We start from the raw sequence: 23,601 nt of genomic DNA on the forward strand, positions 1-23,601 counted from the left end.
AACTCCGACTAGAAATGACTTTCTCCTAAATCGCCCTTGCCCCTCTGCCTGGAAAGCTCTGGTTTTCCGGATGGAGTGTCACAAGTTCGTATTTATATGAATAACTCCCGACGTTGATCCTTCGATTCGCTACATTGGTGTAGAACGCCATTTAGCATTCCGCCGCAAGCGGGAACCATTGTCAAAGTGGCAGCGTCTTGGAGGGTTAGGATGTTTTAACCCCTATATCCATCCATGACTCAATCGATTCCTGTATCCTGGTCAACAGCTGAAGCAACGGTTTCTCAAGCGCCGGTGCAACCTGAAAAACTGTCAAACTACGATCTAATTCTGCATTGTCAGGCGGGGCTGCGTCCTGACCGCGCTGCCTTTGCCGAACTTTTGCGCCGGTATCAGTCTCATGTCGATAAGATTTTGTACCATCTGGCTCCAGATTGGCAGGATCGGGCAGATTTAGCTCAAGAAGTCTGGATTCGGGTTTACCGCAATATTAAGCGGTTGCAGGAGCCAGTCAAGTTCCGGGGGTGGTTGAGCCGGATTGCCACGAACCTGTTTTATGATGAGCTGCGTAAACGCAAACGGGTGTCTCATCCGCTGTCGTTAGATGCACCTCGCATGATGGATGACGGCGAAATGGATTGGGAAATTGCATCTGACAATCCAAGTCCCGACGAAGACATGACGACGCGGGAATTTTATGAACAGCTGCATGAAGCGATCGCCGATCTGCCAGAGGTGTTTCGCACTACCATCGTCCTGAGAGAAATCGAAGGCATGGCTTATGAAGAAATTGCCGAAATCACAGGTGTCTCCCTGGGAACGGTAAAATCTAGAATTGCTAGAGCGCGTCAGCGCCTGCAATCTCAGCTGCAAAACTACCTAGACGGAAATTAATCTAACTTAGGGATAGAATCTGGTTTCAGCTATTCGGTGGATTCGTACCTCCGGGGTTGCCGATTATCTTTAAAGCAGTAGGATAGCCTTCCTTGTTCGCTGAAGTGCTGCAAGGTGTGGCTTCCAAGAAACGATTTCAGATAGGTCGTGAAAAAAGGGTAGATTTTTACTGGGTGCGATCGCTTGCTAAAAACTAGACTAAGCGTAAATCGTTAAGTTCACCCTTGGTTGTCACGGATTAAGTCAGCTCCCCATTACTTGTGTTTTACTTCTTGGCAAAACAGTTAAGATTGTAATGAAATACAAGTTTCTACGTATATACTGAATGTGGCAAAGATTAGTGACTGCTCTGCTTTCCTATTGTGTGACTTGCTGGTGATGTGAAAATGACCTCTGATTTGAACAATCGTAAGGATTCTGGACAGCGGTGCCCTGCAAACGCACAAGTCTCTAAGGAGATGGATATTTTGCAACGCGATCGCTTTGAATTGCTCAGTGCCTACTTAGATAGTGAAGTAACTGCTGACGAGCGCAAACAAGTTCAGGAATGGCTTAAAAGTGACCCCAAAATGCAGTGTTTGTATACCAGACTGGTGAAATTACGCCAGGGTTTACAAACAATTCCCGTTCCAGAGTCCGAGCAATCAGCAGAACAGGCTGTTAATCAAGTTTTCGGACGCATCAACCGCCGCCGCTCCCAACGGGTTGCTGCATGGGGTGGCGCAGCGCTCGCAGCTTTGTTTGTCGGCGCTTTGTCAGGAATTCTTCCGGGTAATCACTCCCTGAGTCCCCAACTAGCAAAAGCTCCCATTTCAGAGACAGCAGCAGAGCCTTTGATGGTTGCCCTGAATCATCCCGCAGTGGAGATTCCTAAAGCAGCAGTCGCGGCTCCAGAAAAATTTGTGAAGCCATCAGTAGATGGATCTGACGCCAAGGGATATCAGAATTAATCCGCTTTGACTTAAAAAATATTGAGCAATGAGTGATGAGTTTTGGAATGAACTCATCACTCATTGTTTTTTAAGTGGCTCCACCATCCAGAGGTCAGCAGAATCCCTTTTTGGCGTCTAACCCGATCAACGCTCATCAAGTAAGCCCAAGCTATTGCTAGTGGCTGCCCAGATGGTTTATAGGTCTCAATTTGATGCCGGTTATATTCATTTTGTGCCTCTGGACGGCTAGGGTCATAGCCTTCCAGATTATCCAATTTCTGTAACACAGTTGAATCGGGAAAAGTGAGTATGAACCCGTGAATTTTTGCATTGCCAGGGATCATTGCGGGATACCCTGCTGGGAGGGAAAAAAGTTCGCCGAATGCGATCGCTCTTTTCTCTTCCACCACCTTTCCAGCACAGTATCGCTCGTAATTGCACTCTCCCGGTTTCAAAGTGCCGTAAACAAAAACTTGTAAATTATTCAAAATATACTTGCTATAGATATGTAAAAGATTGCTGCTAAAAAGATATTACTCTTACTTAAGACCGTAATTTCAAATAATTTATTAAATCCTATTCTTACTCTTTCTCCACGTTCTATATCGCTAATACATATAGGCTATCGTCCTTGGAGCATGGCAACGCGATCGCTAGTGGGTTCTAAGGGCAAAGCGCAGGCTCCGCAAACGCAGTTTTTTCAAAAAATATCCACTCACTCAAATAGGATTGCAATAAACACTGATTATCCTTAGTGCAGTTCAGCTCCTATCTGCGTAGGATGTGGATATCTTCAGCGTCAGCAAAAAATAGAAAAATTTAAATCGATAGTGTAGCCTACCGTCCAGACTATGGTGAACAGTTGTGTCAGAATATTGAGGCAAACACGATTACTAATCCAGCAGGAGTTTTTTCCGTGGAGTCCCGTTACAACCCAGCAGCAATCGAGGAAAAGTGGCAACAGACTTGGGCAGAACAAAGCTTAGATCAAACCCCCACAGATAGCACTAAGCCCAAGTTCTATGCTCTGTCCATGTTCCCCTATCCATCGGGCAGCCTGCACATGGGACACGTCCGCAACTACACCATCACGGATGTGATTGCCCGACTCAAGCGGATGCAAGGGTATCGCGTACTCCATCCGATGGGTTGGGATGCCTTTGGTTTGCCAGCTGAAAATGCCGCTATTGACCGGGGTATTGCCCCAGGAAAATGGACTTATCAAAATATTGCTCAGATGCGGCATCAATTGCAGCAGTTAGGGCTTTCAATTGACTGGAACCGCGAAGTTGCTACCTGTTCTCCCGATTATTACAAGTGGACGCAGTGGATCTTCTTGCAGTTTTTAAAAGCCGGACTGGCTTACCAAAAAGAAGCCGCCGTTAATTGGGACCCCATCGACCAGACGGTGCTGGCAAATGAACAAGTCGATAGCGAGGGCAAATCTTGGCGTTCCGGTGCTAAAGTCGAACGGAAAATGTTGCGGCAGTGGTTCCTGAAAATTACCGACTACGCCGAGCAATTGCTCAACGATTTGGACAAATTGAGCGGATGGCCCGATCGAGTCAAGTTGATGCAGGCGAACTGGATTGGTAAATCCACTGGCGCTTACCTAGAATTTCCGATTGTCGGGTTGGATGAGAAAATCGGTGTTTTCACCACCCGTCCCGATACCGTCTATGGCGTGACTTACGTGGTGCTAGCGCCAGAACATCCTTTGACTGCCAAAGTGACGACTCCAGATCAAAAAGAGGCGGTAGAAGTATTTATCCAAGAAGTAGCCCAAGAAAGCGAATTGGAACGCACCGCAGAGGATAAGCCAAAACGCGGTATTCCGACTGGCGGGAAGGCGATGAATCCTTTTACAGGAGAAGAGATTCCCATCTGGATTGCCGATTACGTATTGTACGAGTACGGCACTGGCGCGGTGATGGGTGTTCCAGCCCACGACACGCGGGACTTCCGGTTTGCTAAGGAGCAGAATCTCCCCGTTCAGGTTGTAATTGTGCCGCCAGGAGATGATGTAGAGACGGGAAATATCGCATCTCTACAGGAGGCTTATACCGAACCAGGAATTGTGGTGAATTCAGACCAATTTAATGGGATGGATTCAATTAAAGCGAAGACAGGGATTGTTGAGTACGCGGAAAAAGAGGGTTGGGGGAAAGCGCGGGTGCAGTATCGCCTGCGGGATTGGTTAATTTCGCGGCAACGCTATTGGGGGGCACCCATTCCGGCAATTCACTGTCCCAGCTGCGGTACGGTGCCGGTGCCGGATGAAGACTTGCCGGTTCGATTGCCGGAAGAGGTAGAATTCACGGGTCGCGGGGCGTCTCCGTTGGCTCAGATGGAAGCTTTTGTCAATGTCCCTTGTCCCGCTTGCGGCACCCCAGCTAAGCGGGAGACGGACACGATGGATACATTTATTGATTCGTCGTGGTATTTCTTGCGCTATCCCGATGCGAAGAACGAACAGCAAGTTTTCGACCCAGCAAAAACCAATGACTGGATGCCCGTAGACCAGTATGTGGGCGGGATTGAACACGCGATTTTGCACTTGTTGTACTCGCGGTTTTTTACCAAGGTTTTGAGAGACTGCGGTCTTTTAAACTTTGACGAACCCTTCCAACGCCTGCTAACTCAGGGCATGGTGCAGGGCACTACTTACAAAAATCCTGCCACTGACAAATACATTCCCGCGGCACAGGTAGATCCAGCCGATCCAAAAGACCCAGAAACGGGGGAACCGTTGCAAGTCTTCTATGAAAAGATGTCCAAGTCGAAGTACAACGGCATCGATCCAGAGGAAGTCCTCGCCAAGTACGGGGCAGATACAGCGCGGATGTTTATCTTGTTCAAGGCACCTCCAGAAAAAGATTTGGAATGGGATGATGCCGACGTTGAAGGACAATTTCGCTTCCTCAACCGCGTCTGGCGACTGGTGGCAGAATTTGTCGCTCATCCCTCTAGCCCCCCGGAGAAAGGTGGGGAGATGAATAAGGGCGAAAAAGACTTGCGACGGGCAATTCACGGGGCGATTCAAGCGGTTACGGAAGATTTAGAGGGCGAGTATCAATTCAATACAGCGATTTCCGAGTTAATGAAGTTGAGCAATGCTTTAGCTGATGCCAAATGCAAAGACTCGCCAGTGTATGCCGAAGGGATAGAAACTCTGATTCACCTGATGGCTCCTTTTGCTCCTCACATTGCTGAAGAACTGTGGCACACAATCGGTCACAGCGATTCGGTACACACCCAAACTTGGCCTACCGTCGATCCGGCTGCCTTGGTGGTCGATGAAATCACGCTGGTGATTCAAGTCATGGGCAAAACCCGTGGGGCGATTCAAGTGCCCGCTGATGCGAATCGGGAAGCTTTAGAACAGTATGCCCGCGAGTCAGAAGTTGCTCAGCGGTTCATCGAAGGCAAGGAAATTAAAAAGGTGATTGTAGTGCCTGGAAAGTTAGTGAATTTTGTGGTGGGTTGAAAAGAGAGGCTACGCGATCGCCCTCTTGCCATCTCGGTTCAGAAAAAGAGTGCGATCGCAATTCCATTCAATTATCAAAGCCTCCAGTCTTCTTCAATAATCTTCGTGCTTGAACTGCTCAAAGTCTTTGGGTGAAACTTGTTCTTCAGCAACTGCCTGACCAATCTTGCTCTGGACTAGATTGCTCTGGAATCAGAAGAAAGTTTTGATAACTGGTTGCAAGTCTAAAAATCACCCATTCAGGTGAGTCAGCTGGGTGAAGTACTCGAGTGTCTGGGATAAGAGAATTTGGTGTTACGCAAGGCACGATGTCACATCAAATGTTTTGGTAAGGTTTATTAGGAGTTGGGGTAGCGATCGGGATGAAAAGCGTATGCATTTTTTGCGGTTCCAACAAAGGCTTACGACCCGCCTACGCGGAGGCAGCCCAGCAAATGGGTGAAGCGCTAGCACTCCGAGGAATTAGTCTAGTCTACGGTGGTGGAAATGTTGGATTAATGGGAATAGTTGCCGATGCGGCACTAGCAGCAGGAGGTGAGGTCATTGGTGTGATTCCTAAAGCCTTAGTGGACAAGGAAATTGCTCATAGGGGTCTAACCGATCTGCAAGTTGTTGGTTCAATGCACGAGCGCAAAGCTTTAATGGCAGAACTGTCGGATGCGTTTGTGGCACTACCAGGAGGCTATGGAACGTTTGAGGAATTTTGCGAGGTGCTGACTTGGGCACAACTAGGCATACACCAAAAGCCATGCGGTCTGCTGAATATCGAGGGTTATTATGACCACCTGATTGCGTTCTTCGATCGCGCGGTTGGCGAAGCGTTTTTGCGTCCTCAGCACCGTTCGCTTGTGCTGGAAGAGCAGGAACCGATGCTACTACTTGATACGCTGGCTGGATATCAACCGCTCTTAATCGATAAGTGGATTGGTCTTAACGAGACTTGACCAAGAAGGCGCTAGTGCAGCGACAGCAAAGTAACTGACCACTTCCTGGAAACGAGGGGATGAGGGGATGAGGGGGTGAGGGGGTGATATCAACTGATCGCTTACTTCTGCCGTGATGCACTAGGGAGTGGGACTAGAGCGTTGGAAAGAGAAGAGGACTAGACCAAGGTGGCAGAAATAACCCAGAGGGTGAAATTCTCCTCCTCACCCTCTCACCCTCTCACCCCCTCACCCCCTCATCAGCGCTGGAACTGGGAAACTAAGGCTTCAACTTGATCTACGCAGTCGATAGATGTCACTGAGTTTGGGTCGATGTTTGGCGGTAATTTCAGCTGCTTGAAGCGTTTCTTTGTAAATGAGGTTGTATAGCGGTGATAGGTGAGCAACTTGCGGTTGAGGACTTCAACCGCCTGGGAGGGTGACGTTTCAGGACTTGAGCTACCTGTTTCTAACGGTTGCATTCCGTTAATGGAGGGTACGAAAACATCTGACAGCTCACGATTAATCTGCTCGGATCTAGGTGTATAGCTAATCAGCTTCATTAAAACGTTTTGCTGTACGTTTGTGTCTTCCATTAAGTCTCCGATTGCATAGCCCGCCCAGTTGAGCATCGTATATTTTTTTGCCTCACCTAACTTAATCGACTGGTTACTGAACCCTGTACCAATTGAAATCAGCAAGAGGTTATCGGTACCCGTTTCCCAACCAATTCCATATTCTTTTTGAGTTGCTTCCACAAACAACTGGAATGATGGGTTGTTAAACATACTCACAGCACCATCAACAAATTCATACTCTTGATTGCCGACAGCAAACATATGAGGCGGGAAAAAAGTTGGTGCAGCAGAACTTGCTCAAACGATATGCCAGAGTGGAATTTCGCTATTACTCTTGAAGAATTGGTTATTTGGATGGTTAACGAGGAACCAGGCTCCATCAGTTGTTACATTCTTGGAAACAATCATCAAGAGTGTTTTCAGTTGATCCGATCCAAGGGTGATGTCACCTAGAATAGACTTTATATTTTGCTCTAGCGGCCCTGAATCGTACTTTGACCACAGTTGCCCGAGCAGCCAACGTTTACTAAACATTGTCTGAGCATCGTTATAAAAAATATCACGCAATGCTCACGCTGACATTCCTTTAGCGAGTCCTGCTGCTAAAATTGCACCTGCACTCGTGCCGCCAATGAAGTCGAAGTAATCAGCCAAACACTTCCAAGGCGAATTAGGTTGGTTGTAGAGTATGTCTTCTAACTTAATTAGAATTTCAACCACAATTAGTCCACGAATACCGCCACCATCCATTGACAGTAAGCGCTTGGGTCGTTTTAAATTCAATTTGTTCAAGGTCATTGCTTATTCCTTATTTAAGGATTTTTTTAAAGTCAAGTGAAAAAAATAATATCCCACGGCTTTAGATTGCATATGTATTCGGTTATAATTGGTGTTTTTAGAGCCATTAAATTATCAATTTTCAACGTTTTAACTGAGTCCTAAAAAATATTTTAAATTAAGTTTATCTCGGCTTATACCTTGTCTCTTGTTGCTAAAAAGCATTTCCTCTTGAGCGGTAACTAAACATCACTTCTGGATGTTGGTAATTGAGAATAGGTAATGGGTCATTAAGGAAACCAATTACCTATTACTAGCCACTAAAAGGAGGATTGATTTTAACCACATTGCAGACCTGCTCTGGCTATGCCAGTCAGATTAAAGTTCGTTGAAGTTATCGTGTGACGGCGGCGCGATCGCAATTTCTACCAATAAGGGGACGAGGGGAGAATTGCGTCGCAGGTGGTGTTTGAAATCCTCGTCAAGGCAGGCGATCGCCTGAAAACTCGACCACCGAATCGCCCGTGGGATCGACATATTTGCTTGAGACAAGACCACGGATGAGGTCGGACGTCTGGTATCTGAAATGTGGCACATCGGCGGTGGCAGCTTCGGCAATGACTTTTGCAATATCGTCACCTGTCTGCCCTATTGTGGAAAAGACTTGCTCCGTTGCGGAGAGGTATGCATCGAGCATCTTACTATATGCTTCGGGAACGGGCCGCTGCAAATTTGCTCTAGTCTCTAGGACGGATGCGACGAACTCTGTGTTGATCGCGCCCGGTTCGATGAGGGACACAGAGATACCGAGGCGTTTAACAACGGGAGCAAGACTCTCCATAAAACCCTCGACCGCAAATTTAGCGGCGCAATACGCATCGTTGAATGGGTGCCCGATGAGACCGCCGACGCTGGTAACTGTAATGATTCGCCCCGAACCGGCAGAGCGCATCAGCGGTAGGACAGCTTGGGTGACACGCCAGACGCCGAAAAAATTGACATCCATTGTTTGATTTAGATCGTCAATCGATGTTTGCTCAAGGGTTCCTAGGTAGCCAGCGCCTGCATTATTGACAAGCACATCGATCCGACCGTAATCGCGGACAACAGAGTTTACGCACTCGTCAATGGAGGCTGCGTCCTGAACATCCAGTCTACGCACTTCGAGCGTAACATTTTCCGTCTTTGCTCGCGTTTCAAGAGGATTACGCTTTTCTAGGTTACGCATGGTCGCAACGACGGTGAAGCCTGACTGCGCTAGTAACACCGCCGTACTCAATCCGACGCCCGATGATGTGCCTGTGACGAGTGCGATTCGATTCATTATTTTCCTCCGTAAATCCGTAAGACTGCTGCCCGTTTCGTTTGCCGCCTAACTATTTAATTAAACTGACTAAGTCAAAACTGACTAAGTCAGTCTAACTTCCCCAATGGGGTTCGCCGTAGCTTTATAGCAGAATTTAGTAGTAGGTACAGAAGTATCTACTACTAAGTTGTTGTGGCAGTGTTGTACCAGTTCCCTAAGTCCTAAATATCAGTGCTGTAGGCAATCTGCTTGGGTGACAGGTAGGGATAGGGAATTTTACCTTCCTGTTCCAGCTTTTTGTTCCGTTCCTCAATCTCCACTGCTATCAGATTTAGCTTCGCCATAAAAATAGCGTGGATTGAGGAGAACCGATCGTTTGCTAACGGTAATTGGAACAGTAGATGCAAAGACGGGGTGGTGAGCAGGTAGGAGAAAGAAACTTCAAAGTGAGAAATTGTAATGCTCTGCAAAGCTTCCATCACGTATTCCATTGTGATATCGCCTTCAGTTTCAGGTACTGGCTTATCCAGAACGTTGGGTCGGTTGGGGATATACGCTAGGTATTCCTTTTGGGGGAAGTTGACTGCGGAATGTTGGGCACTGGCTAGAAAAATAATGTTGGTTAGAGTTTTCACCAACAGCTCCCGCGTTTCAATAGCAGCCGGAAAACCAGAAACAGCTCCACGCTCCGGATCGGCAGTTTCCTGCGCCCAAGCTTGGATAACTTTATCTGCTGCCACTGCGGCATCATCCTTATACACAGCCGCTACAATATTGCCGACATAGTCAGTAATTGCATTCCAAATCTTGAACCCATCGTCGCGGAAGTAGTAGTCTTCAACGCCGTCCGAACCCTTCTCATCAAATCCGCGTGATAATAGCTCTTGCGGGAAGCTCATACCAGAAAAGTCCCACTTCTTCAATGCCTTCAGCAATAGCTGCATCGCTCCCGCAGTGCCCGTGGCGAAGGTTTGATTAGTAAAGGGAGCAATGTAAGAAACCAAAGTTTGACGAGCAAAGTAGTTGATGCCGATGGTGTCTTCAAAGTGCGGCTTCAGCAGTTGACCAATTGGGTGATCTTTGGGAAAGGCGTTGTGATGGCTGATGGCAAAAGGTTCTATAACCAAGTGCGTGAAGCCCAAGTGGTAGATAAACTGGTGGTACTGGTTGTCAGCACAGACTGCATGAATCTTCGCTAGTAAATACTTGTTGGGATAGGGTGAGTTAGGAGTGTAAACCTCGTTTTTACGGTCTTTATGGCGCGTTAGTTGGATGCCGAGAATGTTCAGCCGCGACTTTCCATCTTTCAGTAGTTCCCGGTATACCAACACGAATGCGGGATAGAAAACTTTACTGCAAAGTTGAGGGATATCTTCTAGATATCCGTAATCCAGCAAGAACAAGCGTTTTTGGGCGATCAGCTCAGGGATAGTTTTCCCTTGCGCCGTCAGGTGTGCCATGTCTTTGGGGATAACACTTTCGTCTGTGCAGAGTGTAATGCACATCGGGTTAACCCCTTGGATTAGCTGGCGGCAGAATTCCACATCATCCTTCCAAATTTTTGGAAGGTTATATGGCTGGTCGATCCAGCCAGAGAAGAAGGCTGTCCACGGATCGCCGCCCTCCTTCTGGATCTTCTCTAGCCTTTGTAAAAATCCCACCTGTGAGTAGAGGTACTCAGAGGCACGCTGCGAAATTAATCCCAGTTTCTGTGGTGGTAGCACTTCTCCTGGCGGTAGACCTTTCACCATGCGTGGCAAGTCCTCCATTGCCACGTCAGGTGCATCTTTCCGACGAGGATACTTTTGATATTCATACTTTTGGTCTTCACCGCCAGCATACTGCTGCACGATTTGCAAAACTTGCTGCTTAACCTCATCCAAAATCCCAGTCAGGAATGCGATCGCGTGTTGCTGCTGCATCTGTTTGGTGTTGGGCAGTTTTTCCCCTGAATCCAGCAACAGCCGCAAGGAAACGACAATCTCTCCACGCTCGGTACGCTTTAGCGGTAGCGTTTTACGTGTTACTTGACCAGATTTCAACTCGTGCAAATCAACTTCGGCAGTACCCATAAACTCATCTTTGCCGAGGTTGGCGTCCCAAACGCTGAAACGCAGCTTGCCCTCAATGCTCACCAACTCAAAGGTGAACTTTTCATTCCACAAGGGGTTGCAAGTTTGCAAACAAGCCTTCGATTCTTGTGGCTTCGCCTCGTCAAGATCGATTACGACAAAAGGATCGGGATTAAACAAGCCAGTTTTGAGCAAATCCTTGCCGCTAATCACTTCAACTTCCAGCTTGCCAATACTGGGATTAAAGTGTTTATCCAAGGATTTGATCGCTTCGGCGTAAGTCTTTTCCTGACCGCTGGTGATTTGTCCGGCAAAAACCGGGCTGATTTCACTTTCAGAAAACCAATGGATCGCTGTCTCAGTCGGACTCTTGGCTGTCATCTCGATAGTGGTGAGGGCACTCGTGATGGGAAGACTAGGTTTGACTTCGACAAAGGAATATTTCAAGATGTGCTTCTGGTCATCGCGCATCTCCAGACGCTCTTTATATTCGCGCCCTGAGAGACTCTTGAAGGAGCGTATCGCCCCAACTTCGTCTTTGCCTGGGGCATCCAATTTAACCCACTCATAAATAGGCCACCATTTCATAATCTCCTGACCAAAGGGTCTGAAGACCGCCCATACTTTGTCGATAGGGGCGCGAACGATACCTGTGACATTTGCGCGGCTAGTTTTTTTCTGGGTGTCTTTGCGAGTGTCAAATTGCGATTTGACCCACTCAAATCGCTGGTTGAACATCTTTTCAATGTTGGCTTTGAGTTGCTGGGCATCTTGCCCCTCTTCAGGGATGAAGATGTTCTCATAGTTCACTTTGGTGACTTCGGCATTCACCTCCGAAAGCTTGACTGTAGCCCTGTAGAGATTGATCGGCATCGAAGCACTTTTGGTCATTTCATAGGCTAAGGTTCGCTCTTCGTTCGAGCAAGACACGAGGCTCTCCTCGACAACTCCACCGTTCGGGAAGAGGATCTGCCGCTTATTGTCAGGCTCTATTTCCACCCCAGTGGCGTATTGCACCCATGAGACATCCTGCCAATTGCCAACGACAGCCCACAACTTATCTACGGGACAGTGGACATCAAACTCGAATAAACACTTGATTCCGTCTCTTCGGAGGATGAAATTAGTGACTTCAGGGATGCGCGTTGGCAGGAACTTTTCCATAATCTTGAGTGCTTTTGCCCGATCTTCTCGGTTCTCGCTCCGCATCACGACTTCCATCGTCAGCGACACTTCTGGACCAGTCTCCGTGTCGTATACCCGCGCGGTAGCTTCGTAGAACGTGAACAGCACATTCGGCTCTGGTATGTCGATCTTCCACACGTGGTTTTGATCGTCCTTGACGACCAGCCGTTCGCGAGTGATCCCACCCCCGAACTCGAATCGGATGATGGCTCCCACGCCATTTTCCGGTTTTCCATCCCCGGTTTCCAGTTCAGTATTTTCGTGTGCGCCGAGAACTTTCTGCAACGAGAGGTAATCATCGAACCCCGACCAAAACTGGTTTACCGAAATGGGTATTTTTTGGACGTTCGTTCGCGAGACGTGTTTGCCAAACTCCAGATCGTCTGTCGAATTTAAGGTACTTAGTGAGGTCATTCCGAATATCTCCATAAATGAACGCGATGGACTGTTGATGACAATAAAGGTGCTAAATTAAGCCTTTTTGAGGGGAAAACACTATTTGTGCTTAGCTGTAATTTGGTAAAATTTGCATTTTTTACACATTGATTCCAGCGCTCCTATCAGGGGACTTTAAGTATTTTTGACTACTATTTTTCTCTAGGTAAAACAGTAGATTTATCCTGTTATTTCCTAACTCATGATTCTAGGATTTGCAAAAGATAAACATACTCATTTGCGAAGCAAAATATTCTGTTTTACTCCTAATTAATCGCGGATACTGATACAAAAACGAACATGAGAGCGTGCCCTGGAACTAAACCACAATATCCAGTCAATCAATTCCTGAAAATTTTCTCTGACAAAATGTTCGTGCTTGAACGAGTAAAATTTATTGTGGTTTGCATAAATCAAGTTTGCACCGTATCTCAAATATCAGCCGCCGAAGTTTAGGATCTAAACAAAGAACTTAAATATTTTTGCTAATCAATTCTCGGAATCCAGACATTGTCAGCTTTTCGTCTGGAAGAAAATTAAGATGCTAACTTTGCGAAGTTGCTTAAAATCGGAAAAATTTCTTAATCTTCGGATCGAACAGCCTATAGCTTTGCCATAATCGGGGTGATTAAATTCTCTAAGACTCAGGAAATCCGTATCCGAAGTTTGTAGCAGTCTATTTAGTGGGGTGGAACCTATTACCCACAGACCATATACACCGGGTTTTGCCTGCCCCACAGGTTGCTGTGTTTGTTAAACTCAGATATTTCTCTGATGAATTTACAACAACAAAAACGTAGGCGTGGTGTGATTCTCACGCCCCAAGGATTAAAGAAACTCCAGGCTGCAAAATCTGAAGCGGAAAGTTGCGAAAAATCTAACAATCGGTACACTCTGGAAGCGTTAAGCGATCGCACTGGCTTAGATCCAGATACCCTGATGAAGGTATTTGCTTGTGACGCTGGGGTTGATAAGCGCACCCTGAGTCGTTGCTTCAGAGCTTTTAACCTCTTATTGGAACAAAGTGATTACGATTTACCCGCTTCTAAAATTGAGCCGGTTGCGGAGCCAGGAAGTGCCACGACGAAAGCAGGACAGCAAGATTGGGGTGAGGCTCCTGAGTGTGGGATTTTCTCCGGTCGCACAGAAGAACTGGCAACCTTGACGCACTGGATTTTATCGGAACGCTGCCGACTGGTGACGCTCTTAGGCATCGGCGGAATCGGCAAAACCTGTTTGTCGGTGAAACTAGCGCTTCAAATTCAAGATCGATTCGAGTTTGTCATCTGGCGAAGTCTACGCAATGCTCCGCCGCTCAAAGAGCTGCTAGCAGAGCTGATCCGATTTCTATCAAATGAGCGGGAAACTGATTTACCGGCAACGGTAGACGGGAGAATTTCGCTACTGATTCGTTATTTAAAGCTTTCTCGCTGTCTATTGGTATTCGATAATGCTCAGACAGTTCTGCACGGGGGCGATTTGCCAAAGACTTCCTGGCGCTATGGCGCTGGACACTATCGCGAAGGCTATGAGGATTATGGTGAACTTTTGAAACGGGTAGGAGAAACACCCCATCAAAGTTGCTTGGTGCTGACGAGCCGGGAGAAGCCAAAAGGTATTGGATTCCTGGAAGGAGAAACTTTACCCGTTCGAGTCCTGAAACTAAAAGGCTTGGAGGTAGCACCAGTACAGGAAATATTGAGGGGGAAAAGTTCTTTATGGGGTTCGCCGAGCGACTGGAGCCAGCTAAGTGAATACTATGCTGGCAATCCATTGGCATTAAAAATTGTCTCGACGACGATTCATAAGTTATTCCACGGGAATATTTCTGATTTTTTAAGCCAAAAAATTACAGTGTTTGGTGAGATTCGCAATCTTTTAGAGCAACAATTTAAGCGGTTGTCCGAGACGGAAAAGATAATTATTAACTGCCTCGCCCTGAGTAACCAAATCCTTTCATTTTCACAATTGCGGGAGAAGATACCGCCCTCGATCTCACCGCAAAAACTGCTAGAAGCCTTGGAATCATTGGAAGAGCGATCGCTAATCGAAAAAAAGGCTGCATTTTTCTTTTTGCAGCCGGTGGTTATGGAATTTGTAAGCGACCAATTAATCGAAGAAAAAATTACCCAAGTGCCGCTGCGAATCGTGTCTAGCGACGAGTATCCCAGATTTGCGGCTAGGAGCTAAAAGCGCATCGCTAGTCGGCACCACAGAACTTGCGATCGCGGTCTACTTCCGGTTCTTGCCAGGAAAAGGCAAAATGGCTGATTGAATTGACTTGCGGTGCCCCAGCGCGGATCGCTTGCATCTGCTGTTCTAAGGACGGACGAGAATTGAACGACTTGCCCCAAGCCCCCGCTAGTACGGGTGAAACCTGAGTGCCGGGTGGCGCAAGACTCAAAACCCGCTCAACTTGCGGGACAATGCAGCTGGTGTTGCCGCAGGTTGCATAGGACATCGGATGCCATTCCATATAACTGGGAAACCGATCCCACGGTTGCACTCTCGAATCATACCCCCCTTGACCCACGGTTTGATTCCCCTCCGGGAAAAACACTGCCCCCGTGCGGATTCTTTGTCGCTGGGCGGGGAGGCTGGCTAACGCCACAAAGTCCACAACGCCTTGAGCCGCATGGGCAACACTCAGTTGCCACAACTCCCATTGCAGCCGGGCTTGGCGCTGTGAGGCGGTTGCTTTCATTTCATCGGCAACGGGGTTGCGTCCCTGCCAGAGGGGCGATCCCTCATCTGGGTAAAGTTTATCCACCCCTGCAACATCGCCAGCGCTAATGAATCCCTTGGTAATATATCGCTCGATCAGTTCTCGTCCCTTATTGTTGAGGGCGCGGTCATACAAAGCCTGTCGAGAACCATCTCCGTAAATCCATAAATCTTGGACTTTCGTTACCACAGAAGCGCTTCCTGACTGGCGGGGATACCGAATGTAGTCAAACAGCACTCCATCGGGGCGGCGACGAACCACCTCTTGAACCAGCTGGTAATAGTCTCGTTTTGCTTGGGCGTTGTAAGGATCGATGAAGGCTTGAGAACCGTCCTCCGTGACCGACAAACTGGTTTTTCCCATACCATCGCGGGCTAGCGCTTGCTGCCGATCGGGTCGCTGGGAGTAGGAGTAGCCGAAGTTCATGGCGAACATCCACGCATATACTTGCATCCCCCGTTCGCGCCCTTTGTTAATCGCTTGTGCGAGCAAGTCCACTTTCTCAGCGCCTGGAGTTCTGATGACAGAAGGCCAGGGTGTGGAATTTTCTGCCTTAGGCAGTAGCACCTGACCGTCAGAAAAAACTTCGACATAGACCTGGTTATAGCCCCGGTTAACCAAGCGATCCATTAATTCATCTAGTGCCCCAGGACGGATGTCACAGGGATACAGGCGCAGCCAGATTGCCTGTACGCGGGGCCAAGTTTGCTGACGACACTGCTGCAAACTCTCTGCGTGTTTTTTCAAGAGCGTTCTGTAGCGACCTTGGGAATCCGAGTTTCCCTTTACGGCTGAAACACGCAAACTTTCTTTTTGGGCGATCGCATCTGCTGAAAGCTGGCAATATGCCCTTGTTTGAGCTAGAGCAGATTGCGAACCCAAGTAAGGGTTGATAAGACTACTACTGGTCAGAACTGCTGCAACTAAACCGCGATAGACACGCTGCCAAGTTTGCGGCAATCTTAACGATGCCTGACCCACGAACTTCCTCCTAAACACCAATCTCATGGAACTGTTAGATATGTCTACCCCTCAGACGAAAGGATGGAACATAAGGTGTCATCCGAACCGATTTCACTGGTTGAGCATCATATCAGCACTTGTCTGAGTACTTGTCAATTGACTCTATACACAGATTTACCCGCGTTTCCGGCAAATCTCTGCTTTTTAATAGAAATAGGCACCCATAAGATCGACGATACCAACTGCCACGTCTGTTGCCATTTGGGCTTTTCAAACCAAAGCCCAAACAGGATTTCAAGATTTTATCTTCTGAAATTAAAACAAAATGGCGTAATCTGTCATTGCTTTGTCTGCGGCGCTTTGTCTGTAGCGCTTTGTCTGCGGCGCTTTATCTGCGGCGATCGCATCCGCCGTCTGTGCTGCGTGTTGCAGCGGATGCGATCGCTCCACTGGTCACGGTAAATTCACTCCATCTGCCATCATCCCCAACCGGGTCTCAGAGCAGTGGACGCGATCTCCATAAAAGCGATTAGCGATTAGCCAGTGAATGAACAGCTAACAGCTAACAACTCGCCAGCTAGTTCTTCAAGCTTCTCGTCTCAAAGCTGCTTCCACCTGCTGGAACTCTTGCTCTAAGCGAGTCTTCAGTTTTTCCGGCAGCGGACGATTCGGATAAGAGCTGTAATGCCCTGCTATTGAATTCAATGCAGTTCGCATCGTCGTGTAAGAACTCAGCTTAGCGACAGAGCTATCCCGCCGATAGCGAGAGGCAAAATCGTTAATAATCTGACGCGCTTGTGACTGAGCTGCTGCCTTGTCTGCCGAACCCTCTGGCAATTCAATTGCTGTTCTCAAACCTTGCAACAAAGCCAAGGTATCTTGGCGGTAATCTCCACTCAGTCCTAGCGAGCTGCTGGAGGAACAGCCCATCAATCCCATCGTAACTACCAAAACCAGGGCTAGGAGACGTGACCAATAACGCTTCATAAGTATTTTTTTTACCAAACGAGATGGAAATGCAAAATCAGAGTTTATCCTATCTCGAATTGGAACCCTTAGAATTTTAGATTTTTAATTTTAGAGATAAGACGTTTGGTGTAAATAAACGTAGACTCTCGATGGTTCATAGTTTAGGAATTATGGTTTGTAGGAACAATCCATAAACTTTTACCCCTCGTTACATTTATTTGTGCCCCTATATTTCACTATTTTCATCCTTTTAACAGATGCGAAAAAAAATGGAAGTTCCTATTTTTTTGGCTTTGCTAAATCAAATAATCTGATAGGAATACTTCTGACAGGTATCCCACAACGAGTAAGGGCAGAAACCCTGCCCCTACCTTCTTTCAATCAATCGTTTTTCTGGAAAAATTAACCGAAGCGACCGCTTACATATTCCTGTGTTGCTTGCTGCTGAGGGCTTTGGAAGATAACCTCGGTGCGGTCGTACTCGACTAAATAACCAATACGACCTCCTTTTTCGGTTGGTTCGACATTGAAAAAGGCTGTCATATCAGATACTCGCGATGCCTGCTGCATATTGTGCGTCACGATCACGATGGTGTATTGCTCTTTGAGTTGATGGAGCAAATCTTCAACTCGCAGCGTGGAAATGGGGTCGAGAGCGGAGCAGGGTTCATCCATCAGGATCACGTCTGGCTGAACAGCGATTGCTCTGGCAATACACAACCGCTGCTGCTGTCCCCCAGACAAAGATAAACCACTCGCTCGAAGTTTATCTTTCACTTCATCCCACAGAGCCGCTTGCCGCAAACTCCGCTCTACCAATTCATCCAAATCGCCCCGATATCCATTAATCCGGGCACCAAAGGTGATGTTGTCATAAATCGATTTAGGAAATGGGTTTGGTCTTTGGAAGACCATCCCAATCCGTCGCCGCACCTCTACGGGATCGATTTCTGGAGCGTAAAGATCTTGACCGTGGTAAGTGACTTTGCCTTCTGCCCGAAAACTTTTAATTAAATCATTGAGGCGGTTATAGCAGCGCAACAAGGTACTTTTTCCACAACCCGAAGGTCCAATAAAAGCCGTAACCCGGTTTTTGGGAATATCTATCGAAATGTCTCGAAGTGCTAAAAAATTTCCGTAGTATACCTTTAGATTTTCTGTCTGTAAAACAGTCTCAGTTTGATTCTTGGTTTGAGAATTCGACAACATAAATAATCAGATCGGTTTTTGGGTTTAACAGGCTAACAAAAACCCTGTAGGTTTTTGGGCAGATGATTGGGCGAAGGATTGTGTTGCTTGGGAAGTCAAGGGGATTACGGCTTCGTCCTTAAGGTTAAAAACAGCGCCTAGCATACTATTAAACCTCGGTATGTATTCATTGTTGCATTACTTTGTTTAAGTTTCCGTATCATAGCAACACATATTTGAACAATTGTTCATCAATAAACTCGACGAGCCGTTGCTAAACGAGAAATCATGCTGGTTATCAGAACCAGTAAAACTAGGATGAAAGAAGCCGCCCAAGCGAATTCTTGCTGATTTTTAAATGGAGACGTAGCGAAGTTGTAAACTAAAACCGCTAGGGAAGCCGTTGGTTCTTTTAATTGATTGTTCCAATTAGGCCAATATTGGGTGAAAAGGGAAGTAAATAATAGGGGTGCTGTTTCACCAGCAGCACGAGCAACTGCCAGCGTCGTTCCCGTCACAATTGCTGGGAGTGCTGCTGGCAAAATCACGCGAGACACCGTTTGAAAGTTAGTTGCTCCCAGTCCGACCGATGCTTGTCGGATTTCTTGCGGAACCAATCTTAGAGCTTCTTCGGTTGCCCGAATTACAATTGGCAACATCAAGATTGATAAAGCAAATCCTCCCGCCCATGCGGAATAAGTTCCCATTGTAAGAACGACGGCGGCATAAGCGAAGACGCCCACAATGATAGAGGGAACTCCACTCAGGACGTTGGTGGCGAAGCGAATCCAGTAAGAAAACTTACCCGTATTACTAAACTCAGACAAATAAATGGCTGCCATGATGCCAAAGGGAATGCTAATCAGGGCAGCAATTCCGACCATGATGAGGGTTCCCAGAATGGCGTTGCCAAACCCGCCTCCGGGTACTAAGGGAGGGGGCGGCAGTTCCGTGAACGCACTCGCGTTCAGCTGGCTTATACCCTGGATAATTACGTAGGAAAGCACCGCCACCAAAGGCAGGATAGCCAGGACAGCACAAAGAAACGTTAGCGCCGTCATCACGATCCCAAACAGTGTCCGGGGGGAAGTAGGCGATCGCTTCAAACTACGACTGGGAAATCCGGAAACTGGTTGAGCCTGGGGTTTAGACATCATATTTGTGGTCGGTGGTCAGTGGTCGATTATGGAGGGGCGGCTTTCACCAGATATTTGCCAGTAGCTTTCCTATACTGATAAACCCGCCTGTGCAAGTCTGCTGTCATCTCAGAACAAGGAACGGATTAAATTCGCTGGACGCGCTCAATGAGTATCTGAGCCAAGATATTCACTAACAGCGTGAGGACAAATAGAATTAACGCAGCATACATTAGGGCTGCCACTTGCAGACCGCTTGCTTCTGCAAATTGGTTGGCGAGTAGGGAAGCAATCGTGTTGGACGGAGCCAAGATAGAAGGACTGATGTTGTTAGAATTCCCAATCAACATCGTTACAGCCATTGTTTCTCCCAAAGCTCGACCCAGTGCCAGCATCACTGCGCCCACAATTCCAGAGAAAGCGGACGGGAGTAGCACTTTGAGAATGGTCTCCCAACGAGTCGCTCCCAGCCCAACTGACGCCTGCCGCAAGTCTGGAGGTAACGAGATGAGGGCGTCACGAGAAAGGGCTGCGATAGTCGGCAATACCATAATGGCGAGGACGAGCGCTGCCGGGAGCAAGCCTGGGCCACGCAGCGGCGTGCTAAAAATGGGCAGCCAACCCAAAGATGCGTTAAGCCAGTTACCTACGACCTTCAAAAGGGGAATCAGAACAAAAATTCCCCACAAACCATAGACCACACTGGGAATCGCTGCTAGCAGTTCTACGAGGAAAACAATTACCACCTGAATTCGTGGCGGCAAATAATCTTCACTCAGAAAAAGGGCGACGCCAATCCCCACTGGCACGGCAATCAACAGGGCGATCGCTGAGCTAGCGATCGTGCCGTATAGTTGAGGCAGCGCTCCGTACTGATTGCGAACTGGGTCCCAATTGGTGGAGGTAATAAAGCCAAACCCAAATTCTGTAATCGCAGGCCAAGCTTTAATTGCAACTTGTACCGTTATCCAAATCAAGGTTGCAGCAACTGCAAACGCAAAAATTCGAGTTAGCCAAATAAAGCCCCGATCCATCGTCCGATCCCAATCGGAGCGGGGTTTCATAATTTTCTGCGAACCGGAGGTCACGGAACTCACGGGATTATTTTCCTCAGACACTGGTTAGTAAAAGCAATAAACGCTTGTATTCGTTGATGCAAGCTAGACCCGTACCATTTTTTTTACTCAGAATGCAATTTTTTCAATTGCCAGACATTCCAGCTTAGCAGGGGCAGTTTTGCTATTAGCCTACCGTCTAATCGTAAAGGATAGAGTAAAGGTCAGGTTAAGGTATGGCTTTAGTTGTCTGCAAACCAAGTGATAAAATGCCATCGTTTCAATAAATACGATCAAAAGGGCCGAACGTGGTTCAAGCATCGGTGTCAAACGTGGATGTTAACAGCAAGTCTCAGGAGTCACTGCGGCAATGGCTGCAAAACCTGACCTCTCGGATTATTGCTGGCGAGCGGATTGGGAGAGCTGAAGCGATCGCTCTATCCCAAATTGAAGGTGAAGAAAATATTTTGCTGCTATGCGAAGCAGCCGACAAAGTCCGTCAAGCTTGTTGCGGAAACGTAGTCGATTTATGCAGCATTGTCAATGTGAAATCTGGCAATTGCTCGGAAAATTGCGGCTTCTGTTCCCAGTCTGCTCACCACCCCGGTCAAGACTCGCCAATCTATGGCTTGAAATCCACCGAGGAGATTCTTGCCCAAGCCAAAGCAGCTGAAGCAGCCGGGGCAAAGCGGTTTTGTTTAGTTTCTCAAGGACGCGGCATTAAGTACAACAGCCCCAAATCGACGGAATTTGAACAAATTCTGGAAACGGTGAGCCGAATTATTGCCGAAACCCAGATTAAACCTTGCTGTGCGTTGGGAGAAGTGACGCCAGAACAAGCTCAGGCGCTAGCTGAGGCGGGGGTAACGCGGTACAACCATAATTTAGAGGCATCGGAGAACTTCTTTGAGCAAATCGTGACGACTCATACTTGGCGCGATCGCGTCCAAACCATCCAAAATCTCAAAGCTGCGGGAATTCAAGCCTGCACGGGTGGAATTATGGGATTGGGGGAAAGCTGGGAAGACCGAGTGGATCTGGCGTTGGCGTTGCGGGAATTGGAAGTCGAATCCGTACCGCTGAATTTATTAAATCCCAGAGAAGGGACACCCCTAAGCGATCGCCCAAAAATCGATCCTTATGAAGCCCTCAAAGCGATCGCCATTTTCCGCCTCATCCTGCCCGAACAAATTCTGCGCTACGCTGGCGGACGGGAAGCCGTGATGGGAGAACTCCAAGCAATGGGCTTTCAAGCGGGAATGAATGCCATGCTGATTGGACACTACCTCACCACCATCGGGCAACCGCCAGAGCAAGACCATGCTATGCTCGAATCCCTAGGGCTGACGGGCGGCGAAGCACCCATTCCCGGCGAATACACTGCTAAGGTATGAGTGCTTTAGGGGCGGGACTCCCCGCTCCTGGTGAGGACTGAGGACTGAGGACTGAGGACTGAGGACTGAGGACTGAGGACTGAGGACTGAGGACTGAGGACTGAGGACTGAGGACTGAGGACTGAGGACTATTTCTCCCTCGCTCTTTGACGCTTCTGCTCTTTGACGCTTCTGCTTCTTTACTTCCCTGCTCTTTTACTCCCCTGCTTCTTTACCCTTGTGTTTGCTCCCACTGAACTACTGTGGGCCTTGATTGGCTTACTCCTAACGATTGGTGGTACGTTTCTGGAAGCGTATGTCCCCAGCCTTCCTTGGAATTGGTCTCAGCAAGGGATTCAAACTCACTCGCTGGGCGTGACCTATCAAATCGGTGCCGTGCTGCTAGTTGGCTGTATGGGCGGTAAAAATGCCGGGGCACTCTCTCAAATTGCTTACCTGGCGTTGGGTCTCACTCCCTGGTTTCCAGTCTTTTCTCAAGGCGGAGGTCTCGACTATCTCACAGAACCCAGCTTTGGCTACTTACTAGGTTTTATTCCGGGTGCGTGGATATGTGGCTTAGTGGCTTTTAAGGCACCGCAGCGATTGGAGTCTTTGTCCTTCAGCTGTATTTGTGGGTTGCTGGTCATCCATATCACTGGTTTGACTTATCTAATCGTGACCCATTTGTTAACCTTGGGAGCGGTATTACTGCCGTTATGGGAAGCAGTTTTGAAATACTCCGTCTATCCTTTACCAGCCCAAATGGCAATTGTTTGTGCAGTGACAGTCTTGGCTTATTTCTTACGCCAGCTAATGCTTTATTAAGTCGTTGGTTCGGTCATTAGTCAAGCGCTCGTTGGTCATGGGGTAGTGGGTTGATAGTCTACCGATACTGATTACTAAAGAACGATTGACTAATCACTCATCACGAATAACTAATGACTAATGAATAATTACAATGAATTTTAAAAATCACTATTTTTGGCTCGCCGCTTTCGTTAGTCTGATTCTGGATCGGGTAACTAAATATTGGGTGGTGCAGAATTTTGTCTATAAAGAAACGTGGGCGCTGTGGCCTAATGTATTCCACTTTACCTATGAATTGAACCCTGGGGCAGCTTTTAGCTGGTTTCAAGGAGAAGTTTGGTTGCCCTGGCTTTCTTTGGGGGTGAGTCTATTCTTGATCGGATTCGCTTTAGTAAACCCCCATTTGGATCGTTGGGAACAATTAGGCTGTGGCTTTATCTTAGGTGGAGCGGTGGGCAATGGAATTGACCGATTTTTCAACAGTTGCGTTATCAATGACAAATTTTTCAATGGTTGCGTCGTTGATTTCTTGGATTTTCGGCTGATTCACTTTGCAGTATTTAATCTGGCAGATATGTTTATTAATGTAGGCATGGTGTGTTTATTGATTGCCTGGTTTTGGAATCAACCTTCCTCATCTGGCAGACCACGCTGAAGAGATGAGGGCAGAGGAAGCAGAGGGAAGTGGGAGAAAGCTGATTTTTCCGTTGATAATTAATTCCCTTCTTTAGTTTTTTAAAAGACGATTTGTTAAAACCTATCTTTGTAAGCTCTTTCTCTTTTTCACAACGCCTCC

Annotated in this window: 20 protein-coding genes; 8 read left to right on the top strand and 12 right to left on the bottom strand. The window is 47.5% G+C overall.

The window, feature by feature from the left end; translation table 11 throughout:
• Window positions 1–234 precede the first annotated feature (234 nt).
• Entirely contained in the window at window positions 235–894 is a 660-nt protein-coding gene (locus NDI34_RS15105) for a sigma-70 family RNA polymerase sigma factor (protein WP_190414997.1), read from the top strand.
• Between the two features lie 386 nt (window positions 895–1,280).
• Window positions 1,281–1,844 (top strand): Fis family transcriptional regulator, encoded by a 564-nt coding sequence (locus NDI34_RS15110; RefSeq protein WP_348233063.1) that lies wholly within the window; start codon window positions 1,281–1,283, stop codon window positions 1,842–1,844.
• Between the two features lie 56 nt (window positions 1,845–1,900).
• Here the strand turns inward: NDI34_RS15110 and NDI34_RS15115 are convergent, their stop codons facing one another.
• Window positions 1,901–2,314, bottom strand: a complete 414-nt coding sequence (locus NDI34_RS15115; protein WP_199300287.1) for a gamma-glutamylcyclotransferase — start codon at window positions 2,312–2,314, stop codon at window positions 1,901–1,903.
• 428 nt (window positions 2,315–2,742) lie between these two features.
• Between NDI34_RS15115 and leuS the strand changes: the two genes are divergently transcribed.
• Both leuS and NDI34_RS15125 read left to right on the top strand, forming a co-directional pair.
• Window positions 2,743–5,313, top strand: coding sequence for a leucine--tRNA ligase (gene leuS / locus NDI34_RS15120; RefSeq protein ID WP_348233064.1), 2,571 nt, complete (start codon window positions 2,743–2,745; stop codon window positions 5,311–5,313).
• Between the two features lie 362 nt (window positions 5,314–5,675).
• Window positions 5,676–6,257: a TIGR00730 family Rossman fold protein gene (locus NDI34_RS15125; RefSeq protein WP_190985044.1), complete on the top strand. Its 582-nt coding sequence runs from the start codon at window positions 5,676–5,678 to the stop codon at window positions 6,255–6,257.
• Between the two features lie 239 nt (window positions 6,258–6,496).
• Here NDI34_RS15125 and NDI34_RS15130 read toward each other — a convergent pair whose 3' ends face one another.
• The 5 genes from NDI34_RS15130 to NDI34_RS15150 all read right to left on the bottom strand — a co-directional run bounded on the left by NDI34_RS15130 (window position 6,497) and on the right by NDI34_RS15150 (window position 12,568).
• Window positions 6,497–7,075 (bottom strand): hypothetical protein, encoded by a 579-nt coding sequence (locus NDI34_RS15130; protein WP_348233065.1) that lies wholly within the window; start codon window positions 7,073–7,075, stop codon window positions 6,497–6,499.
• A 309-nt stretch (window positions 7,076–7,384) separates the two neighbouring features.
• Complete coding sequence (locus NDI34_RS15135; RefSeq protein WP_190985046.1) at window positions 7,385–7,612, bottom strand: patatin-like phospholipase family protein; 228 nt, start codon at window positions 7,610–7,612, stop codon at window positions 7,385–7,387.
• Between the two features lie 357 nt (window positions 7,613–7,969).
• The gene (locus NDI34_RS15140; RefSeq protein ID WP_190431998.1) at window positions 7,970–8,128 is read right to left on the bottom strand and encodes a hypothetical protein; all 159 of its coding nucleotides are present in this window, start codon (window positions 8,126–8,128) and stop codon (window positions 7,970–7,972) included.
• A complete protein-coding gene (locus NDI34_RS15145; RefSeq protein WP_190985047.1) occupies window positions 8,073–8,915 on the bottom strand; it encodes an SDR family oxidoreductase in 843 nt (280 codons plus the stop codon). The genes NDI34_RS15140 and NDI34_RS15145 overlap by 56 nt, the downstream gene beginning before the upstream one ends.
• A 203-nt stretch (window positions 8,916–9,118) precedes the next feature.
• Window positions 9,119–12,568: a lipoxygenase family protein gene (locus NDI34_RS15150; protein ID WP_348233066.1), complete on the bottom strand. Its 3,450-nt coding sequence runs from the start codon at window positions 12,566–12,568 to the stop codon at window positions 9,119–9,121.
• A gap of 795 nt (window positions 12,569–13,363) precedes the next feature.
• Between NDI34_RS15150 and NDI34_RS15155 the strand changes: the two genes are divergently transcribed.
• A complete protein-coding gene (locus tag NDI34_RS15155) occupies window positions 13,364–14,779 on the top strand; it encodes an NB-ARC domain-containing protein (RefSeq protein ID WP_348233067.1) in 1,416 nt (471 codons plus the stop codon).
• Between the two features lie 10 nt (window positions 14,780–14,789).
• Here NDI34_RS15155 and NDI34_RS15160 read toward each other — a convergent pair whose 3' ends face one another.
• The 6 genes from NDI34_RS15160 to pstC form a co-directional block, all read right to left on the bottom strand.
• A complete protein-coding gene (locus NDI34_RS15160) occupies window positions 14,790–16,322 on the bottom strand; it encodes a family 10 glycosylhydrolase (RefSeq protein WP_190672116.1) in 1,533 nt (510 codons plus the stop codon).
• 270 nt (window positions 16,323–16,592) lie between these two features.
• Window positions 16,593–16,727 carry a hypothetical protein gene (locus NDI34_RS15165; RefSeq protein WP_348233068.1) on the bottom strand — a complete coding sequence of 45 codons (135 nt, stop codon included), beginning with the start codon at window positions 16,725–16,727 and terminating at the stop codon, window positions 16,593–16,595.
• 135 nt (window positions 16,728–16,862) lie between these two features.
• Window positions 16,863–17,264 (bottom strand): photosystem II protein Psb27, encoded by a 402-nt coding sequence (gene psb27, locus NDI34_RS15170; RefSeq protein ID WP_190414987.1) that lies wholly within the window; start codon window positions 17,262–17,264, stop codon window positions 16,863–16,865.
• 384 nt (window positions 17,265–17,648) lie between these two features.
• Complete coding sequence (pstB, locus tag NDI34_RS15175; protein ID WP_190414986.1) at window positions 17,649–18,455, bottom strand: phosphate ABC transporter ATP-binding protein PstB; 807 nt, start codon at window positions 18,453–18,455, stop codon at window positions 17,649–17,651.
• A gap of 230 nt (window positions 18,456–18,685) precedes the next feature.
• Window positions 18,686–19,588, bottom strand: coding sequence for a phosphate ABC transporter permease PstA (pstA, locus tag NDI34_RS15180; protein WP_190432156.1), 903 nt, complete (start codon window positions 19,586–19,588; stop codon window positions 18,686–18,688).
• A 128-nt stretch (window positions 19,589–19,716) separates the two neighbouring features.
• Window positions 19,717–20,634 (bottom strand): phosphate ABC transporter permease subunit PstC, encoded by a 918-nt coding sequence (gene pstC, locus NDI34_RS15185; RefSeq protein ID WP_190429946.1) that lies wholly within the window; start codon window positions 20,632–20,634, stop codon window positions 19,717–19,719.
• A gap of 299 nt (window positions 20,635–20,933) precedes the next feature.
• Here pstC and bioB point away from each other — a divergent pair, with 299 nt between their 5' ends.
• The 3 genes from bioB (at window position 20,934) to lspA (ending at window position 23,460) form a co-directional block, all read left to right on the top strand.
• Window positions 20,934–22,019 (top strand): biotin synthase BioB, encoded by a 1,086-nt coding sequence (gene bioB / locus NDI34_RS15190; RefSeq protein WP_190431981.1) that lies wholly within the window; start codon window positions 20,934–20,936, stop codon window positions 22,017–22,019.
• 219 nt (window positions 22,020–22,238) lie between these two features.
• Window positions 22,239–22,823, top strand: coding sequence for a biotin transporter BioY (locus NDI34_RS15195; protein WP_190414984.1), 585 nt, complete (start codon window positions 22,239–22,241; stop codon window positions 22,821–22,823).
• 133 nt (window positions 22,824–22,956) lie between these two features.
• A complete protein-coding gene (gene lspA, locus NDI34_RS15200; RefSeq protein ID WP_190414983.1) occupies window positions 22,957–23,460 on the top strand; it encodes a signal peptidase II in 504 nt (167 codons plus the stop codon).
• The last annotated feature ends 141 nt before the right edge of the window (window positions 23,461–23,601 follow it).

The sequence above is a fragment of the Trichocoleus sp. DQ-U1 genome (assembly GCF_039961925.1).
Classification (GTDB): domain Bacteria; phylum Cyanobacteriota; class Cyanobacteriia; order Cyanobacteriales; family FACHB-T130; genus FACHB-T130.

Coding starts and splice junctions, on each gene's coding strand:
- NDI34_RS15110 (WP_348233063.1), top strand. CDS start 1,281: ATGACCTCTGATTTGAACAATCGTAAGGATTCTGGACAGCGGTGCCCT.
- NDI34_RS15145 (WP_190985047.1), bottom strand. CDS start 8,915: ATGAATCGAATCGCACTCGTCACAGGCACATCATCGGGCGTCGGATTG.
- pstC (WP_190429946.1), bottom strand. CDS start 20,634: ATGAAACCCCGCTCCGATTGGGATCGGACGATGGATCGGGGCTTTATT.
- NDI34_RS15130 (WP_348233065.1), bottom strand. CDS start 7,075: ATGTTTGCTGTCGGCAATCAAGAGTATGAATTTGTTGATGGTGCTGTG.
- psb27 (WP_190414987.1), bottom strand. CDS start 17,264: ATGAAGCGTTATTGGTCACGTCTCCTAGCCCTGGTTTTGGTAGTTACG.
- NDI34_RS15125 (WP_190985044.1), top strand. CDS start 5,676: ATGAAAAGCGTATGCATTTTTTGCGGTTCCAACAAAGGCTTACGACCC.
- NDI34_RS15155 (WP_348233067.1), top strand. CDS start 13,364: ATGAATTTACAACAACAAAAACGTAGGCGTGGTGTGATTCTCACGCCC.
- NDI34_RS15140 (WP_190431998.1), bottom strand. CDS start 8,128: ATGTCGATCCCACGGGCGATTCGGTGGTCGAGTTTTCAGGCGATCGCC.
- NDI34_RS15105 (WP_190414997.1), top strand. CDS start 235: ATGACTCAATCGATTCCTGTATCCTGGTCAACAGCTGAAGCAACGGTT.
- NDI34_RS15150 (WP_348233066.1), bottom strand. CDS start 12,568: ATGACCTCACTAAGTACCTTAAATTCGACAGACGATCTGGAGTTTGGC.
- pstB (WP_190414986.1), bottom strand. CDS start 18,455: ATGTTGTCGAATTCTCAAACCAAGAATCAAACTGAGACTGTTTTACAG.
- NDI34_RS15135 (WP_190985046.1), bottom strand. CDS start 7,612: ATGACCTTGAACAAATTGAATTTAAAACGACCCAAGCGCTTACTGTCA.
- pstA (WP_190432156.1), bottom strand. CDS start 19,588: ATGTCTAAACCCCAGGCTCAACCAGTTTCCGGATTTCCCAGTCGTAGT.
- NDI34_RS15160 (WP_190672116.1), bottom strand. CDS start 16,322: ATGAGATTGGTGTTTAGGAGGAAGTTCGTGGGTCAGGCATCGTTAAGA.
- lspA (WP_190414983.1), top strand. CDS start 22,957: ATGAATTTTAAAAATCACTATTTTTGGCTCGCCGCTTTCGTTAGTCTG.